This window comes from Nostoc piscinale CENA21, assembly GCF_001298445.1.
Classification (GTDB): domain Bacteria; phylum Cyanobacteriota; class Cyanobacteriia; order Cyanobacteriales; family Nostocaceae; genus Nostoc_B; species Nostoc_B piscinale_A.
In genome coordinates this window covers 2,009,759-2,026,041 of record NZ_CP012036.1, presented here as the reverse complement: position 1 = coordinate 2,026,041, position 16,283 = coordinate 2,009,759, and the positions used below count along the sequence as shown (strand labels likewise).

17 protein-coding genes and 2 pseudogenes are annotated in these 16,283 nt (G+C 37.6%); all 19 read left to right on the top strand.

The genetic code is table 11. The features are described from left to right. Positions 1 to 4: 4 nt before the first annotated feature. The 19 genes and pseudogenes from ACX27_RS35225 to ACX27_RS31610 all read left to right on the top strand — a co-directional run bounded on the left by ACX27_RS35225 (position 5) and on the right by ACX27_RS31610 (position 16,178). Positions 5 to 1,081, top strand: coding sequence for a GNVR domain-containing protein (locus ACX27_RS35225; RefSeq protein WP_335337777.1), 1,077 nt, complete (start codon positions 5 to 7; stop codon positions 1,079 to 1,081). Beyond that, positions 1,059 to 1,493: a tyrosine-protein kinase family protein gene (locus ACX27_RS35220; protein ID WP_335337776.1), complete on the top strand. Its 435-nt coding sequence runs from the start codon at positions 1,059 to 1,061 to the stop codon at positions 1,491 to 1,493. Before ACX27_RS35225 ends, ACX27_RS35220 begins: the two co-directional genes overlap by 23 nt. Continuing rightward, a complete protein-coding gene (locus tag ACX27_RS08805; protein WP_062291035.1) occupies positions 1,483 to 2,928 on the top strand; it encodes an O-antigen ligase family protein in 1,446 nt (481 codons plus the stop codon). Before ACX27_RS35220 ends, ACX27_RS08805 begins: the two co-directional genes overlap by 11 nt. A gap of 49 nt (positions 2,929 to 2,977) precedes the next feature. Beyond that, positions 2,978 to 3,301, top strand: a complete 324-nt coding sequence (locus ACX27_RS32820) for a methyltransferase domain-containing protein (RefSeq protein ID WP_200929929.1) — start codon at positions 2,978 to 2,980, stop codon at positions 3,299 to 3,301. Further along, positions 3,298 to 3,681: a hypothetical protein gene (locus ACX27_RS32815; RefSeq protein WP_200929928.1), complete on the top strand. Its 384-nt coding sequence runs from the start codon at positions 3,298 to 3,300 to the stop codon at positions 3,679 to 3,681. Before ACX27_RS32820 ends, ACX27_RS32815 begins: the two co-directional genes overlap by 4 nt. Before the next feature lie 157 nt (positions 3,682 to 3,838). After that, on the top strand, positions 3,839 to 4,546 hold the full coding sequence (locus tag ACX27_RS08795) for an acyltransferase family protein (protein WP_235526562.1): 708 nt from the start codon (positions 3,839 to 3,841) through the stop codon (positions 4,544 to 4,546). Beyond that, positions 4,506 to 4,919: an acyltransferase family protein gene (locus ACX27_RS33555; protein ID WP_235526561.1), complete on the top strand. Its 414-nt coding sequence runs from the start codon at positions 4,506 to 4,508 to the stop codon at positions 4,917 to 4,919. The genes ACX27_RS08795 and ACX27_RS33555 overlap by 41 nt, the downstream gene beginning before the upstream one ends. A 55-nt stretch (positions 4,920 to 4,974) precedes the next feature. Continuing rightward, positions 4,975 to 6,165 carry a glycosyltransferase gene (locus tag ACX27_RS08790; RefSeq protein WP_062291032.1) on the top strand — a complete coding sequence of 397 codons (1,191 nt, stop codon included), beginning with the start codon at positions 4,975 to 4,977 and terminating at the stop codon, positions 6,163 to 6,165. Between the two features lie 2 nt (positions 6,166 to 6,167). Continuing rightward, positions 6,168 to 7,124: a glycosyltransferase family 2 protein gene (locus ACX27_RS08785; RefSeq protein ID WP_062291030.1), complete on the top strand. Its 957-nt coding sequence runs from the start codon at positions 6,168 to 6,170 to the stop codon at positions 7,122 to 7,124. Between the two features lie 102 nt (positions 7,125 to 7,226). Then, a pseudogene (locus ACX27_RS08780) lies at positions 7,227 to 8,064 on the top strand (ABC transporter permease). 15 nt (positions 8,065 to 8,079) lie between these two features. Continuing rightward, positions 8,080 to 9,346 (top strand): annotated as a pseudogene (locus ACX27_RS08775) (ABC transporter ATP-binding protein). Between the two features lie 55 nt (positions 9,347 to 9,401). Then, positions 9,402 to 10,319 (top strand): polysaccharide pyruvyl transferase family protein, encoded by a 918-nt coding sequence (locus ACX27_RS08770; RefSeq protein ID WP_062291028.1) that lies wholly within the window; start codon positions 9,402 to 9,404, stop codon positions 10,317 to 10,319. Between the two features lie 325 nt (positions 10,320 to 10,644). Further along, positions 10,645 to 11,406 (top strand): class I SAM-dependent methyltransferase, encoded by a 762-nt coding sequence (locus tag ACX27_RS08760; RefSeq protein ID WP_062291023.1) that lies wholly within the window; start codon positions 10,645 to 10,647, stop codon positions 11,404 to 11,406. Then, positions 11,403 to 12,131 (top strand): class I SAM-dependent methyltransferase, encoded by a 729-nt coding sequence (locus ACX27_RS08755; RefSeq protein WP_200929927.1) that lies wholly within the window; start codon positions 11,403 to 11,405, stop codon positions 12,129 to 12,131. Before ACX27_RS08760 ends, ACX27_RS08755 begins: the two co-directional genes overlap by 4 nt. Positions 12,132 to 12,135: 4 nt before the next feature. Further along, positions 12,136 to 13,131, top strand: a complete 996-nt coding sequence (locus ACX27_RS08750; protein WP_062291020.1) for a class I SAM-dependent methyltransferase — start codon at positions 12,136 to 12,138, stop codon at positions 13,129 to 13,131. Positions 13,132 to 13,181: 50 nt separating this feature from the next. Then, positions 13,182 to 14,237 carry a polysaccharide deacetylase family protein gene (locus ACX27_RS08745; RefSeq protein ID WP_062291016.1) on the top strand — a complete coding sequence of 352 codons (1,056 nt, stop codon included), beginning with the start codon at positions 13,182 to 13,184 and terminating at the stop codon, positions 14,235 to 14,237. 51 nt (positions 14,238 to 14,288) lie between these two features. Beyond that, entirely contained in the window at positions 14,289 to 15,215 is a 927-nt protein-coding gene (locus ACX27_RS08740) for a glycosyltransferase family A protein (RefSeq protein WP_200929926.1), read from the top strand. Positions 15,216 to 15,228: 13 nt separating this feature from the next. Then, complete coding sequence (locus ACX27_RS31615; RefSeq protein WP_144427427.1) at positions 15,229 to 15,768, top strand: glycosyltransferase family 2 protein; 540 nt, start codon at positions 15,229 to 15,231, stop codon at positions 15,766 to 15,768. Next, positions 15,765 to 16,178 (top strand): hypothetical protein, encoded by a 414-nt coding sequence (locus ACX27_RS31610; RefSeq protein WP_144427426.1) that lies wholly within the window; start codon positions 15,765 to 15,767, stop codon positions 16,176 to 16,178. The genes ACX27_RS31615 and ACX27_RS31610 overlap by 4 nt, the downstream gene beginning before the upstream one ends. Positions 16,179 to 16,283: the final 105 nt, after the last annotated feature.

The following is a 16,283-nucleotide window of genomic DNA, read 5'->3' as shown; positions in this document are numbered from 1 at the left end:
AACTTTGTCTCGGATTGCTAATTTAGAGCAAATTACCAAAGCTGACAATCTCAACAATGCTTATTCAGCAGTACGTGGTGGTGGGGATGAAGAACTGAGAAATTTACGGGCTAAATTGGTGGAATTAGAGGCACAGGTAGTAGAGGCTCGTGTGCGTTTTACTGAAAATCATCCTAGCTTGCTCAACTTAATCGAACGACGGGATGTTTTACGTCAGTTGTATCTACAAAAACTGGCTTTGGTTTCACCTAATAATAGGGCGATCGCACCAGAAAAAGTCGCCAACGATCAGCTATCGCAGAACTTGACATCTCAACTGATTACTCAAAAAATCGAGCGATCAGCCTTGGAAAATAAACTCAAGACTGTTCAAGTCCAGCGTGCTAAACTTCAGGCTAATCTAGTACAACTGCCAATTAAACAAGAAACTCTCAACACTCTTGTTCGCCAACGACAAGAAGCGGCAGATTCTCTGAAATTACTACAAAGCAAATTGGAAGAAGCACGGATCGCTGAGGCTCAACTAGTCAGCAATATCCGTATTATTGCTAAAGCGACAGTACCTGATACACCTGCATCACCCAAGCAGTCAGTAGTGCTAGTAATTGCTAGTTTCTTTGGGATGATTTTAACCGTTGGGGTTGTGTTGTTATTGGAGGTGTTGGATAACACCTTGAGAGATGTGTCGCAGGCAGAAGAGTTACTCAAGTTGCCATTGCTAGGAGTATTGCCACGTCTGACAGCTACCACCCTGAAGCTAGATTCCGTAGACAGTTTCTTAAATGATGCGGGTTTGATTGAGCCTTATCGAATGCTTCTCAAGACCCTAGAATTTCGCTGCCGTGAGAACTTGCGACTGATAGTTGTTAGTAGCGCCCTCTCTGGTGAAGGTAAATCAATTGTCGTTTCACATCTAGCTACTGTCTCTGCTATGTTGTCACGCCGCACATTGATTATTGATGCCGACTTACATAAACCAATACAACATCAATTATTTGATTTAACTGCAACACCAGGAATCAGCGAGGTTCTAGAAAAAAAATCAATCTCTACTGGAAGTGATACGCCCAACAGCAATTGAAAATCTTTCAATCTTAACTTGTGGTGAATTATACCAACATCCTTCTCAGTTGCTAGAGTCTACAGCCATGAAATCCTTAATGACAGAAGCCGCCGCACATTTTGATTTAGTAATTATAGATACCGCCCCTTTATGTGCAAGCATTGACGCTGCTACATTGACTCAGCAAAGCCACGGAATGGTTTTGGTCACCCGTCCCAACTTGACTCGTAAGGAGGTTCTGCAAAAGACAGTATCAGAATTAACTGGAAATGGCATACCCATATTGGGAGGCGTGATGAATGACATGACTACTGATGTGGAAAAATATTACCGCAATTCTGTTTATACATACCAATCTCAAAGACGTTTGACCACTCAAAAAGTCTCTCACACTTCTAGCGATCGCTTGGAGTCTGAAGATGTTAAATAATCAAAGCGCAAATCGCTCTGTGGCTTTAGCAATTTTGCTTTGGTTGGTAGGTGTGGGGGCTGCTATGGTTGCAGGATTCTTGGCAGTAACTAGCCCCAAGTTATTGGGGTTAGCCATAGTTGCAATCGGGATAGTTTATTACTTCTTTAGTAAATTTGAGCAAGCCGTATTGGGGTTATTAATATTGCGTAGCTCTTTGGATGTTTTCTCGGCTCAACAAATACCAGCCGCCTTTGCTATTGGGCTAGATGCTCTGACTGTGCTGTATGTAATAGTCTCGTTGTTGACAGGTCGCATTGTCCGTACTGATGGATTTTGGTGGTTCTTTGCTAGCTGGGTCGCATTACAAGGGCTATGGCTAATACTATTACCTTTAGGTGGGTTAGCACTAGAACCTTCACTTACATCAAATGCTTTATTAGTTGGTATGCGTGAGTGGGTACGCCTATTCTCCTGGCTGATGGCCTATCTGTTAGTAATGCAACTTCAGGAGCGGATTCCTCCTGAAAAAGTGATTGCAACTTTGTTCTTCAGTTTGGTCATACCACTGACAATAGCATTAATCCAAGTATTAATACCTCCTTCACTTCTTCCCCCTTTTCTTGTGTTTGACACTCATGGGCAATTTGAAGTGGGTTCTCGGATTAATGGTACTCTTGGTCATCCAGCTACCTTTGCATCATTCTTATTGCTATTTATTGGCTTAACCTGTTGGCAAATAGGACGGAAATACCAACGTTTGCCGTGGATACTACTGCTGGCTACACTTGCTTTTTTCATAGTTAGCACCAAAGCTCTAACTATTTTATTCATGCTATTGGTTTTTTTACTAGTGTTAATTATTCCTAAATTGAACTTACTCAATTTACTCACTGGCATATTACTCTTTGTAGTAATAATCAGCTTATTCACTAGTACTGAATTTGGACAAGAGCGTTTAAATTCTATCTTAGCAACTCCACTTTTGAATCCAGACATTGATATATCACGGGCTATTTTATTGTCAAATTCAGATGGAAACAGTTTTAATTGGAGAATTGCTCAATGGACTTTCTTACTGCAAGCTTGGCAAAATTCACCAATTTTTGGTTACGGTTTAGGTACTACTCCTTACTTAACTATTTTTACTGGCTATTATGCACACAACGATTATATTCGTGCCTTAGCTGAAGGAGGAATAGTTGGTTTAGCAGCTTTTATCGTCTTTCTTGGGGCGCAGTTTATTCGTCTTGTTCAGTTAATGCGGTCTTCACCTCCCAAAAGTTCTCGGCGAGATATCTGCTTAACCCTGATGGCTATTTTGTCTGGACTACTCGTGGGAATGTGTACAGACAACATATTGACTCACACCACTCTCTTCTTCTATTGGTGGCTTTTGTTGGCAGTAGCTGGTTGGAACTGGAATGAACGACAGCCTGAAGAAGGTCTACTTTAATACCATTTATCTTCTAACTTAATAGGTTCACTGTTTGAGGAGTTAATCAATGATTTCACAGCAAATTTATACGGATGGCAAATATCTACAGAACAATCCAAATTGGCACGTCGAAGATTCACCTTGGAAAGCACAGCAAATTATCAAAATTATCACGCAGAATAAACTTTCACCAAACACAATCTGTGAAGTAGGATGTGGTGCTGGAGGAATACTTCAGCAATTACAAAAAAATATGAGTAATGATTGCAAATTTTGGGGATATGATATTTCTCCACAAGCAATTGAGTTTTGTCAAATTCACTCTAATGAAAATCTTCAATTTGAAATAGCAGATTATTACACAAAAAAAATGCTGTTTTTTTTGATATGATTTTAGTAATTGATTTACTAGAGCATTTAGAAGACTACTTCAGTTTCTTGAGAAATATCAAATGTAAGAGTAAATATAAAATTTTTCACATACCCTTAGATATTTCAGTACAGTCAGTTTTGCGAACAAAGCCAATTATCAAGCTAAGAAAATCTGTAGGACATATCCATTATTTTACAAAAGAAACAGCTTTGGAATTACTGAAAGATTGTGGTTATGAATTTCTAGATTACTTCTATACTGCTGGATACGTTGAACTACCAGCTAAATCAATCAGAAATCATATCGCCAGAATACCAAGGAAAGTTTTTTATTCTCTTCATCAGGATTTAGCTGTCCGTGTTCTTGGTGGTTATTCTCTAATGATATTAGCTAAGTAAATTATTTTATTGCATCAAACTTTTTTATGACAGGTTACTTGATTTAAAACATTCGATATTTAACTCTTTTATCCATCAAAAATTGTTTGACTTTTCTAAAAAACAAGCATTGTTAAGACCAATAATTCTGAAAAATAGCATCGCTAGATAAACTTCAATGACTAATTCTTTAAAATTTAAGAAAAAAATTACTCTCATCCAAGCTTTGCGGGGAATGGCAGCACTTCTTGTAGTTTTGGCACATACGGATTTAATATTTAATCAGAATTTCAATCGAGATTTTTTCTTTTCTCTATTCAATTTTGGTGGTTCAGGTGTAGATTTGTTTTTTGTAATCAGCGGTTTTATTATCTTTTATAATCATCATCATGATATTGGTGATAAATCTAAAACTAAATTATTTTTTATCAAACGAATTATCCGTATTTATCCCCTTTACTGGATAATTTTAGCCACAAAATTAATTTCTTCTTTTTTATTTAATTACGATGTCGATACTAGTCAGCGTAATTTTGTCGAAATTGTTAAGGCTTTTCTTTTATTCCCTCAAGATCGAAATATACTTTCTAGTAGTTTTTTAGGAGTAAGTTGGACATTAAGCTCTGAAATGCTTTTTTATATTTTATTTGGGCTAGCTATATGGTTTAAACCAAAGTTTTCTTTTCTAATGATCATGTTTTGGTTGTGTGGAATAATTCTCAATTTTCTAGCTATAACTGATATTTCAAATAATTTGATTTTAGATTTTGTTTTTAATTTACATAATTTACAGTTCTTTTTAGGTTGTTTGACCGCTTATATATTTTTGAAAGGCTCCATAAAAAATGAAAAAAAAAATAATTTTAAGCGCATTGTTATTGTATAGTTTATCAATAGTAAATTTTTCCTACCTTTTGATATATCAAGAATTACGAGTAATATTTTTCGGAATAGTATCAGCCTTATTAATTATAGGTTTGGTTAATTTAGAATTTAAAAATCAAATCAATATACACAATGCCTTTATTTATTTAGGTAATGCTTCTTATTCTATTTATTTAACTCACGGCTTTTTTATAAATAATATAACTAAATTTATTTACTCGGCAAAACCTGATATTATTGAAAATATTATGGAAATAAATTTTTTGGGTTTAATAATTATTAGTATATCTTTAGTCTTTGGTTGTTTTATTTATAAATATTTGGAAAAACCTTTAGTAGTAATCACAAAACTAATAGTAGCTAAAATTGAATAGTTTAATTGAAGACAAGAAGGAATATCTAAAAGAAAATAAGCAATAAAGTAAAAATATGATTACACAAAAATTTATCGGCTGGAAGAATAATCAAAAAGAGAGCAGCAAGTCTCAAAAGACTTACAAAGTTGCCATAGTTCATCCCTGTGCAGGAGTTAATTGGAGTGGTGGTACAGAAAACTTTGCGATTGAGATTGCTCATCGCCTTGGTTCGGATTTCGAGATAGAACTACTCGCAGGATCTCCTTGCAGTCCTTTTTACTACCCTACTGGTGGTATTACGCGTGTAAAGGCTCGTCAGATATTACAAAATCCTTTGATTTACTCAGCAATGAGTAAATTTTGCACCCATCCTGATATAGTCATTGAGCATTTAACTAGTTTTTTACCCTGTGCTTTGCGACTTTTAAAGCAGCCAGCTGATTTGATTTTTCCCTGCAATGACTATGGCGGGTTGGCAATGGCTGCTTTTGTGAGAAAACTGACTGGTACACCAATTCTGTTCAAAGCACATACTGGCTTGACTAATGGTGGACGCTCACTAGCGCGAAGTCTAAGATTTCATCCAAATCATCTAGTTGTTTTCTCTCAAAAGATGGTGGAATTTGTTACAGGTTTACATCCAAATCAGGCTGTCACAATCATTCCGAACGGTGTAGATATTGGATGGTTTAAGCCAGAAGGTACTTATATTGATGTGGGTCTGAAAAAGCCTATAGCTTTGTGTGTTGCTAGTTTGAATCGTAGTGATCACAAACGAGTTGAATTGGCAATTCGAGCGATCGCACGTTTACCTGAAGTTAGTCTTTTACTTTGTGGAGATGGCCCTGATCACAATTATTTTCAAACGCTAGGTGAAGAATTACTGGGAATTAAGCGCTTTGTAATCAAGAAATTTCCTTTTCATCAAATGCCTGATGTCTATCGATGTGCAGATATATTTACCCTTCCTTCTATAGATGAACCATTCGGACAAGCCTATATACAAGCAATGGCTTGCGGCTTACCAGTAGTTGCAACTAATGATGAAATGCGGCGTTACATTGTTGCTGATGGTGGCATCTTATGCGACGTGACTGATGTAGATGCTTATGCTGCCACCATCGCAGAAGCTTTGAGTAGAAATTGGAAAATGCAGCCTAGACAGAATGCTATGCGTTTTAGCTGGGATATTGTTGCCCTACGCTATCGCGATTTAATCATACAAATGATTAACCAATCTCAACAACTTACTTTAAAGAGTTGAATATGCCAAAAGTTACTGTAGTTATTCCCGCATACAATGCTATGCAATTCCTTCCAGAAACGGTAGAAAGTGTTTTAGCACAAACTTTTTCTGACTTAGAATTGCTAATTGTCAATGATGGTAGTTCAGACAATATTGTGCAATGGGCTAATAATATTACAGATGAGCGAGTCAAACTGATTTCACAGGAAAATCAGGGCGTTTCTGCTGCACGGAATACAGGCATCATGCAGTCAAACGGAGAGTATTTAGCGTTCTTAGATGCAGACGATTTGTGGAAACCAACTAAACTGGAAAAACAAATACTTCGTTTTGAGGAATATCCAGAAGCAGGTCTGGTTTATACTTGGACACATCTGGTTGATACTTTTGCTAAGCCTATAAATAGAGTACTTGCATCCCGACTCGAAGGAAATGTCTGGAAGCAAATTCTCGTGGCTAACATGATTGGCAATGGTAGTTCAGCGATGGTTCGTCGGAGTTGCTTTCAAACAGTTGGACTGTTTGACCCCGAACTCTCAGGTGCAGCTGATCGAGATATGTGGATTCGGATTGCAGTTCATTACCCATTTGCAGTGGTCAAAGAACCGTTAACTTTATGGCGACAGCACACCAATAGTATGTCTAAAAAGCGCCAGGAGATGGTAAAAGATTTGCGCCGAACCATAGATAAAAACTTCCAATCAGTTTCTTTCGATTTGTTGTACTTGCAAAACCGGAGTTATAGCTACATGAATCTCTACCAAGCATGGAACTCAATAGATGAAGGAAATATTGAAGAAGCAATATATTTCCGTCAACAAGCTTACCGTAACTATCCACAAATATGCTTGACTAATAACTATATACGGCTCAGTTTAGCAATCTTATTAATACGCTTTTTTGGAACAAATGGCTACGATGGTATGAGAAGTTTAACCCGTTTTTTGCGGTGGCAATTCTTAAATCTTGTACGATAAAATATCATTTAAATTAATGTTGAAGTTTTGATAAAAATTAAATGGTAATTAACATTGTTAAATGGTTTATTTATATGATATTTAAGTTGGAAAATATAAATTATGAAAAATAAATTTCAATCTGAATTAGTTATAGAAGCAGGTCGTATAGAGCAACAATATTGGCGAGATTTATGGCAATACAAAGAATTGTTTTATTTCTTAGCTTGGCGTGATATTCTTGTACGCTATAAACAAACAGTGATTGGTATTACATGGGCGTTAATTCGACCATTTTTAACAATGGTGGTCTTTACAATAGTATTTAGTAATTTAGCAAAACTACCTTCTGAAGGTGATGCTCCTTACCCAATTTTAGTTTTTTCTGCTTTATTGCCGTGGCAGTTTTTTTTCTAATGCTTTAAGTGAATGTAGTAATAGTTTAATTAATAACTCTAACTTACTCTCTAAAGTATATTTTCCTCGTCTAATTGTACCGACTAGTGCCGTAATTGTTAGCTTTGTAGACTTCATGATTTCCGGTATGATTTTGCTAGGGCTAATGGCATGGTATGATTTTGTACCAACCTGGCGAATTTTAACACTACCGTTTTTTATTTTAATAGCTTTTGCAGCGGCAATAGGAGCAGGTTTATGGTTAGCAGCATTGAATGTACAATATCGTGATTTTCGCTACGTTGTACCCTTTATTGTGCAATTTGGACTCTACATTTCACCAGTGGGATTTAGTAGCAGTATTGTGCCAATACAATGGCGTTTACTCTACTCTTTAAATCCAATGGTAGGAGTAATTGATGGTTTTCGCTGGGCAATTTTGGGAAATGAGTTAATTATTGACTTACCCAGTTTTGTCTTGTCTGTAGGATTAGTATTTTTATTATTTATCAGTGGAATTTTGTACTTCCGCAAAATGGAGCGGATATTTGCTGATGTAATTTAAATAGGAATTAACTATATGAGTAATCCAGTAATCAAAGTTGAAAATTTAGCCAAAAAATATATAATTAATCGCCAGAAAGAGTTAAAAAGTAAATATAACACTTTGCAAGATGTTATAGTTGATAGAGCTAAATTTTTAATCAAGTCAATCCATAAACCAAAATATTACACCTCGAATTATAGTGAGGATTTTTGGGCATTGAGAAATCTTTCATTTGAAATTAAGCAAGGAGATAGAGTTGGAATTATTGGTACCAATGGGGCAGGTAAATCAACCCTATTAAAAATTTTGAGTAGAATTACAGAACCTACATATGGTAGAATTTCAATTAAAGGAAGAGTGGCAAGTTTATTAGAAGTTGGTACAGGTTTTCATCCAGAACTAACAGGGAGAGAAAATATTTTTCTCAATGGTGCTATTTTGGGTATGAGCCAAACAGACATTAAAAGAAAATTTGATGAAATTGTTAATTTTGCAGAGATTGAAAAAATTTTTAGATACACCTGTTAAGCGTTATTCATCGGGAATGTATGTCCGTTTAGCATTTGCAGTAGCAGCGCATTTAGAACCAGAGATTTTAGTTGTTGATGAAGTATTAGCAGTGGGAGATGTGCAGTTTCAAAAGAAGTGTTTGGGTAAGATGGAGGATGTGGCACAAGAAGGCCGAACAGTTATATTCGTAAGTCATAATCTAGGTACTGTTCAGGCACTTTGTAGTCGTGGGATCTTTTTAGAGCAAGGAACTATCTTAGCTGATGATACAGTAGATGTAGCCATTAGGACTTATCTAACAAAACTTGAAAAAGCCTCTGTTCATAACCTTTTAAAACGCACAGATCGCCAGGGTATGGGTCATCTACGACTTTCCCAAATAGAAATTTCAAATAGTAGAAATTATCCATCTCATACTTTAGCAACAGGGTTTCCTGCTATTTTCACTTTTCATGTGACTGGGATTCGTTCAGGGCTTTCTTGCTGTTTTACTATTTACGACCAATATGGTCAACCAGTCACATATTTTGACTCATCTGTACATAGTCAAGAGGATATGACTCATCCGCAGCAAGAGACAAAGTTTATTTGCGAGATTGATGAATTATTACTAATCCCTGGTCGCTATCGGATCAATGCAGCAATCATGTGTGATGGAGAATTTCAAGATGATGTTAAAGCAGCAGCCTTTTTTGAAGTGGAGCAAGGAAACTTAAGAGGTCGCCCTGTGAATAGGGTAACTGGTTATGGTAATGTCCTTATCCAACATCGATGGATAAAGCCCATATAAGTACAATCAACTACTACGAATTGTATTTATCCCTCATTTGTTAAGGAGATTTTTTGTGAAGGCTCTTGTTACAGGTTGCTTTAGTTTAGAAGGTGGAGGTGCAACAGCCGGTGACTTATTGGCTGCCGAACTTGTCTGTGATTGGCTTGATTCTGTTGGTTTCCCCTACGATATTGCAGTTATTCCTCCATTTAGAGGAGGAATAGATTTTCGTCTTGCTGATCCAAAAAACTATTCACACGCAATTTTTGTATGCGGCCCTTTCGGAAGAGAAAGAAGGGGAGATGATTTCCTGAACCGTTTTTCTAACTGCCAGACTATTGGAATTGACTTAACCATGCTTGAGCCACTTGAAAAGTGGAATCCTTTTGATATTTTGATTGAGCGGGATAGTTCTGTATGTGCTCGTCCCGATATTACATTTTTGTCACGTCGAGAGTTAGTTCCTGTTGTGGGTGTTTGCTTAGTTGAACCTTATGGAGCCGCTTTTGAGGAAGTTGCTTATGCTGCTATTCAACGGCTTGTGGCATCACGACAGATATCAGTAGTAGAAATAGATACACGTTTAGATACGAATAGTCAAGGGTTCCGTAGTCCAGCAGAGATTGAGTCAATCCTTGCCCGAATGGATATGGTTATAACGACACGACTGCATGGGACAGTGTTGTCCCTTAAGAATGGAGTTCCTACGCTCTCTATCGATCCAGGTGGTGACAGCCTAAAAATTAAACGTCAAGCAGAAACTATCGGTTGGCCTGTAGTGTTTACGGCAGATAAAATCACTGACGAAGCATTACAGCAAGCCTTTGACTACTGCCTGACAGAAGAGGCACAGTTGAAAGCCAGAGAATGTTCTGAAAGAGCAAAAAAGATGGTTGAAGAAATACGCAACGAATTTATCAAGGTTTTAACCTGTTCCAATGAATTAGCTTGTCAGGATACTACTTGGACTTCCACCAAAAAAAAATTATGATGAAAGATTGAGCAATAAGAACAGTAACCGTATTTCTGCTGATCTCAAGCTTAAACTCTTCTGGGGTGAGGTTGTAAGTAAGAATAAACATCCTATGCAGCACATGAAGGAACTACTAAAGTTCTTAGGTAAAACAAAACTACCTATCCCTATTCATCAATGGCTGAGAAACCAATTGATTCACTGGAAAGGCGCAGCAAGATAATAAATTACAAGCTTTAAATTTCTGTTGGTAAACAATGGGCTAAAGAATAGCACTACACAAATGACTCTGCAATATATTGCTCATTAAACTTTAGTGAATAAATTATTGGAAATTTTTCTAATGAAGAAAGAACATTTAAAACAAATAGCAAAGCGGACTCTGCCATCATCTATTAATAATTTGTTGCAAACTCAATTTAAACGAAATCAATATTGCCCAGGAATAGGGAAAGTTAATTTTGGCAACTTGAGACGCTTAAAACCTATAAGTCGGGATTTTGGTTACAATCGGGGTCTTCCCATCGATCGCTACTATATAGAAAATTTTCTGGAGCGTCAGGCTAAGGATGTGCAAGGACGAGTATTAGAGATTGGCGACGCATCGTATACCCGGAGATTTGGTGGCGATCGCGTTACTCAAAGTGACGTACTACATGTAATAGAAGGGAACCCAGAGGCAACTATCATCGGCGATCTGACTAACGCAGATCATATTCCATCAGAGGTTTTTGACTGTGTGATTTTGACGCAGACATTGCACCTTCTCTACGATATGCGTGCGGCTTTAATAACCCTCTACCGCATCTTAAAACCAGGTGGAATTTTACTAGTAACGGTTCCTGGTATTAGCCAAGTAGTCAAATGCGACTGGGGTGATGATTGGTGTTGGGCGTTAACAACTCAATCAGCAAGGTTGTTATTTGAAGAGAAATTTCCTAAAACCAATGTGCAATTTGAAACTCATGGAAATGTTCTAGCGGCGATCGCCTTTTTGCAAGGACTGGCAGTACAAGACTTACATCAGGAAGAACTTGATTATCAAGATAATGAATACCAACTCTTAATTACTGTAAGGGCAGTCAAACCAGAGGTGGCAGCATGAATACCAGCTTAGTTAAGAAATTGCCAACTCCTGTCTACCATTGGCTGCAAGATATCCGGTATGGTCGGTCACCAGTGGGATGGATAAATTTTGGTAGCTTAGGACGACTCAAGCCAATTAGAACTGACTTCGGTTTAGGTCGAGGTTTAGCAATTGACCGCTACTATATTGAAAATTTTCTGGCTCTTTATGCTGAAGAGATTCAAGGACATGTACTAGAGATTAAGGAACCTTTATACACAGAAAAATTTGGTGGCGATCGCATTACTAAAAGCGATGTGCTTCATGTAGAAGCAGGTAATCCAAAAGCGACAATCGTAGCAGATTTAACCAACGCTGACCATCTGTCATCCGATACTTTCGACTGCATTATCCTCACTCAAACCCTGCAATTTATCTACAATGTCCCAGCTGCAATTAAAACTCTCCACCGGATTCTAAAACCACGAGGGGTTTTACTAGTCACTGTTTCAGGTATTAGTCAAATTAGCAGCGAAGATATGGAACGCTGGGGACAATATTGGAGTTTCACCGCTCTCTCAATTCAAAAGCTATTTCAGGAAGTTTTTGAACCAGACAAAATAGAAGTTACATCCTATGGAAATGTGTTGAGTGCGATCGCTCTTCTGCACGGGATTGTAACTGAAGAAATAGAGCAATCAAAGTTAAACTATCACGATCCTGAATACCAGGTTTTAATTACAGCTAGAGCTGTAAAGGAATAAGTCGATGGAGTTAACTACAGAAATGCAACACCTCAAGCTTAACGATATAAATAACGCATCCCTGTTTTATAACAATCGCTATGAAGGCGATTACATGGATGAATGGCCTACCCGAAAAAAGAGACGTGTCTATGAACTGCTATTGGAACTAGGTCTTCCTGAAGAAGGAGTAGCTCTCGACTTTGGTTGTGGAACAGGTGTTTTTACTTCTGTTATCAAGCAGGCTTTACCAAGATGGCAAGTATGCGGTACGGATTTAAGTCCTGTTGCATTAGAAAAGGCTAAAGCGAAGAATTTAAATTGTGATTTTTTCACAGTTGACAACTGTACTTTAAATTCCTTTAAATTTGACTTCATTTTCAGTCATCACGTTCTTGAACATGTATTAAACATTGATGAGACCTGGATAAAATTGTTACAATTAAGCAAACCGGGAACTAAGATGCTCCATATATGTCCATGTGGAAATGAAGGTAGTTTTGAGCATCATATTTGTAGCTTGAGAAAAGATGGTCTGAGACAGCACCCTCAAAATACTTTTTTTTATGAAGACAAAGGACATCTGAGGAAACTTGATACTCAGCAAATGCGAGTGCTTGCTGCCAAATATGGTTTTGATATATGCCTAGAGTATTATGCCTGGCATTACTACGAAGCAATTGAAGGAATTACAGGTGAGGGGTATCACTACGTTCGCTACTTAACCGATCCGACTCAAGCCGCCAATGATGCAGCGCGGAATAAATTACAGGTTTTAAGGAAGCATCTCCAAACGATTGCGATACTCCGTACTCCAACAGCCATTATTGACAAGCAACAGCAAAAACCGGGAAAGTCTTGGAAAGACTACGTTGTAATCAATATCTTAAAACCTTTAACAGTGATTTCATGGCTGACAAGCCTCATCCTAAAATTTTTAGCAGATAATGAGTGGCATCAAAGACGCAAAGATCCTAAAGGTGCAGAGATGTATTTTCTTTTTAAGCTTCCTGAACGTTAATCTAATGCTACACCAACAGGTGGTTTTAGAGGTGTGAAAGAAACAAAACCATGATCATAGGCAAACTTAGTAATAAAGTACGACACACCGTTCGGCAGATTAAGAATACAATTTTCCCTGGTGCGATCATCTTAATGTATCACCGTGTAGCTGAAGTAGATTCAGACCCTTGGTCATTATGTGTCACACCAAAACACTTCGCTGAACACTTAGAAGTTTTACGAAAATATGGTCATCCTCTGCATTTACAACAATTGACAAAAAGACTGAGCGATCGCCAATCCATACATCGGTCAATTGTAGTTACATTTGATGATGGTTACGCAGATAACTTCTACAATGCCAAACCTTTATTAGAAAAGTACGATATCCCAGCAACAGTTTTTGTTACCACTGGAGGTATTGACCAAAAGCGAGAATTTTGGTGGGATGAACTAGAGCAACTGTTATTACAACCTGGTATCTTACCCGACTTACTCCAGTTAAATATTAATGGCAGAACCTATCGATGGGAATTAGGCGAAGCAACATATTATAGTGAAGCTGATCGTCAGCGCGATCGCCATTGGAAAATGGAAAGAGAAGAAGACCCTACGCCTCGTCATGCGCTATATCGCTCAGTGTATCAATTGTTGCAGTTTTTGTCTGCCTATGAGCGAAGTCAACTCTTAGATGAACTAGGTAGCTGGACAAATGCTCAACCAGTAGTTCGCTCAACCCATCGCTCCCTTTGCAACGAAGAGATGCTTGCATTAGAGTCAGGGGGATTGATTGAAATTGGTACTCACACCGTAACACACCCGTTTCTTTCTCAACTTCCAATAGCTTCACAAAGAGATGAAATTCAACAAAGTAAAGCCTATCTGGAGAAAGTTCTCAGACATCCAATCACGAGTTTTTCCTATCCCAATGGTAGTTATACAAAAGAGACCATTTCTCTAGCTCAAGAAGCTGGATTTAACTGTGCTTGCGCTAGTGTTCTTGATAAACTTCAACAACACAATAACAAAATTAGTCAACATAGTAACCGTTTTTTATTACCCCGATTTGTAGTTGAAGATTGGGATGGAGAAACATTTGCCCGTTGGTTATCAAGGTGTTTTTAGTAATGACTAGCAAACCCCTAATCTCTTGCATCATCATCTTTTTTAATGCTGGTGAGCAGTTTTTTTATAGAAGCGATACAAAGCGTATTTGACCAGACTTACAAGAATTGGGAACTATTACTGGTCGATGATGGCTCTACTGATGGTAGTACGGAGATAGCTCTACGCTATACACAAAAATATCCAGAAAAAGTCCATTATTTGGAACATGAAGGACATCATAATCGCGGTATGAGTGCAACTCGCAATTTAGGTATTCGCCACGCCAAAGGTGAATATATTACCTTTTTAGATGCCGATGATATCTGGATACCAAATACTTTAGAAGAACAAGCCGCTATTTTAAATTCTCACCCCGATGCTGGTATGGTTTATGGGCCAATTCAGATATGGTTTGATTGGACGGGAAATTCTGAAGATCAAAAACTTAATTATCTGGAACAACGTGAATATGAAGAACTGAAAAAGCTGGGTATGGAGACTAATACCCTAATCGAGCCACCAATTCTATTTTTGCTGTTATTACAAATGAAAATTAGCATAGCGGGAATGCTAGTGCGGCGACAAGTAATAGAAAAAGTTGGTGGTTTTGAAGATTCATTCCGAGGTCTGTATGAAGATCAAGTCTTTTGTACAAAGGTTTGTCTACAATTTCCTGTATTCGTAGCCAGCCAGTGCTGGTATAAGTATCGACAACATCCTAAGAGTTGCTGCGTAATCGCCCAAAAGACTAAAAAAGAGTATTGGCACATACAACGTCCAGTTTTTTTGAACTGGTTAGAGCAATATCTATCCATAAAAGGGTTCAAGTACACAGAGGCTTGGGAGGTACTTCAAAAAGAGCTATGGTTATCTCGTCATCCAATCCTAAGCTCTTTATTAAACCGTCCTCAGCAGATTATAAAGCGTATTAAATGGAGAGTAAATCGCATAGCATTGCAGAAATTGCTTGTCAAAACAGAAAAATTGAGAATATGAGGAACTTTCTTTAATGAATAAAAAGCCTTTAGTTTCCTGTATTGTCATATTCTTCAATGCAGGCGAGAAATTCTTTATAGAAGCGATAGAAAGCGTATTTGCTCAAACTTATGACAACTGGGAACTGTTGCTAGTAGATGATGGTTCTACTGATGGTAGCTCTGTGATCGCCTTGCAATATGCCGAAAAATACCTAGAAAAAGTACGCTATCTACAACATGAACACCATCAAAATCGCGGTATGAGTGCGACGCGCAATCTTGGCATCCGCAATGCTAAAGGTGAATATATAGCTTTCTTAGATGCTGATGATGTTTGGTTACCGCAGAAACTAGAACAGCAACTAGCAATAATGGAATCTAACCCTCAAGCAAAAGTAGTTTTTGGCTCAACTCAGTTTTGGTACAGTTGGACGGGGAATCCTAAAGATAGTAAACGCGATCGCATTCGAGAACTTGGTATTCCGAGCAATGGTTTGTTCCATCCACCAAAACTGCTAGTACTTTTGTTGCAAAAAAAAAAGTTAATACACCTGCTACTTGTAGCGTATTGATCCAACGTGAATTATTTCAAGAGATTGGGGGATTTGAAGAACGCTTTCGAGGTATGTATGAAGATCAAGCCTTTTTTGCTAAGGTTTATCTCAAAGCATCTGTATTTGTAGAGACTAACTATTGGGATAGATATCGACAACATCCTGGTTCTAGTTGTTCTATTGCTAAAACAATAAGACAATACCATCCTGTTAAGACAAATCCCTCACACCTAGCATTCTTAAACTGGGTAGCGGAGTATTTATCTCAAGAAAATGTCAAAAATGCTGAAGTTTGGCAGGCTCTACAGAAGGGTTTGTGGCCATATCATCATCCGAGACTGTATTTCCTTTTATACCCCTTTCAACGAATTAAATCTAAACTATATCGTATAGAGCGAAAAATTTTGCCCCTTTTCATTCGCCACTAAGTACGGTCTCGAACAATAAGCTCTGCTTGCGCTCATAGAAAACAAGGATAATGCAGAGATGGACTTAAGTTTATCTCCAATCTTGATAAAAATATTTGTTTTTAA

Coding starts and splice junctions, on each gene's coding strand:
- ACX27_RS08805 (WP_062291035.1), top strand. CDS start 1,483: ATGTTAAATAATCAAAGCGCAAATCGCTCTGTGGCTTTAGCAATTTTG.
- ACX27_RS32820 (WP_200929929.1), top strand. CDS start 2,978: ATGATTTCACAGCAAATTTATACGGATGGCAAATATCTACAGAACAAT.
- ACX27_RS32815 (WP_200929928.1), top strand. CDS start 3,298: ATGATTTTAGTAATTGATTTACTAGAGCATTTAGAAGACTACTTCAGT.
- ACX27_RS08795 (WP_235526562.1), top strand. CDS start 3,839: ATGACTAATTCTTTAAAATTTAAGAAAAAAATTACTCTCATCCAAGCT.
- ACX27_RS33555 (WP_235526561.1), top strand. CDS start 4,506: ATGAAAAAAAAAATAATTTTAAGCGCATTGTTATTGTATAGTTTATCA.
- ACX27_RS08790 (WP_062291032.1), top strand. CDS start 4,975: ATGATTACACAAAAATTTATCGGCTGGAAGAATAATCAAAAAGAGAGC.
- ACX27_RS08785 (WP_062291030.1), top strand. CDS start 6,168: ATGCCAAAAGTTACTGTAGTTATTCCCGCATACAATGCTATGCAATTC.
- ACX27_RS08760 (WP_062291023.1), top strand. CDS start 10,645: ATGAAGAAAGAACATTTAAAACAAATAGCAAAGCGGACTCTGCCATCA.
- ACX27_RS08755 (WP_200929927.1), top strand. CDS start 11,403: ATGAATACCAGCTTAGTTAAGAAATTGCCAACTCCTGTCTACCATTGG.
- ACX27_RS08750 (WP_062291020.1), top strand. CDS start 12,136: ATGGAGTTAACTACAGAAATGCAACACCTCAAGCTTAACGATATAAAT.
- ACX27_RS08745 (WP_062291016.1), top strand. CDS start 13,182: ATGATCATAGGCAAACTTAGTAATAAAGTACGACACACCGTTCGGCAG.
- ACX27_RS31615 (WP_144427427.1), top strand. CDS start 15,229: ATGAATAAAAAGCCTTTAGTTTCCTGTATTGTCATATTCTTCAATGCA.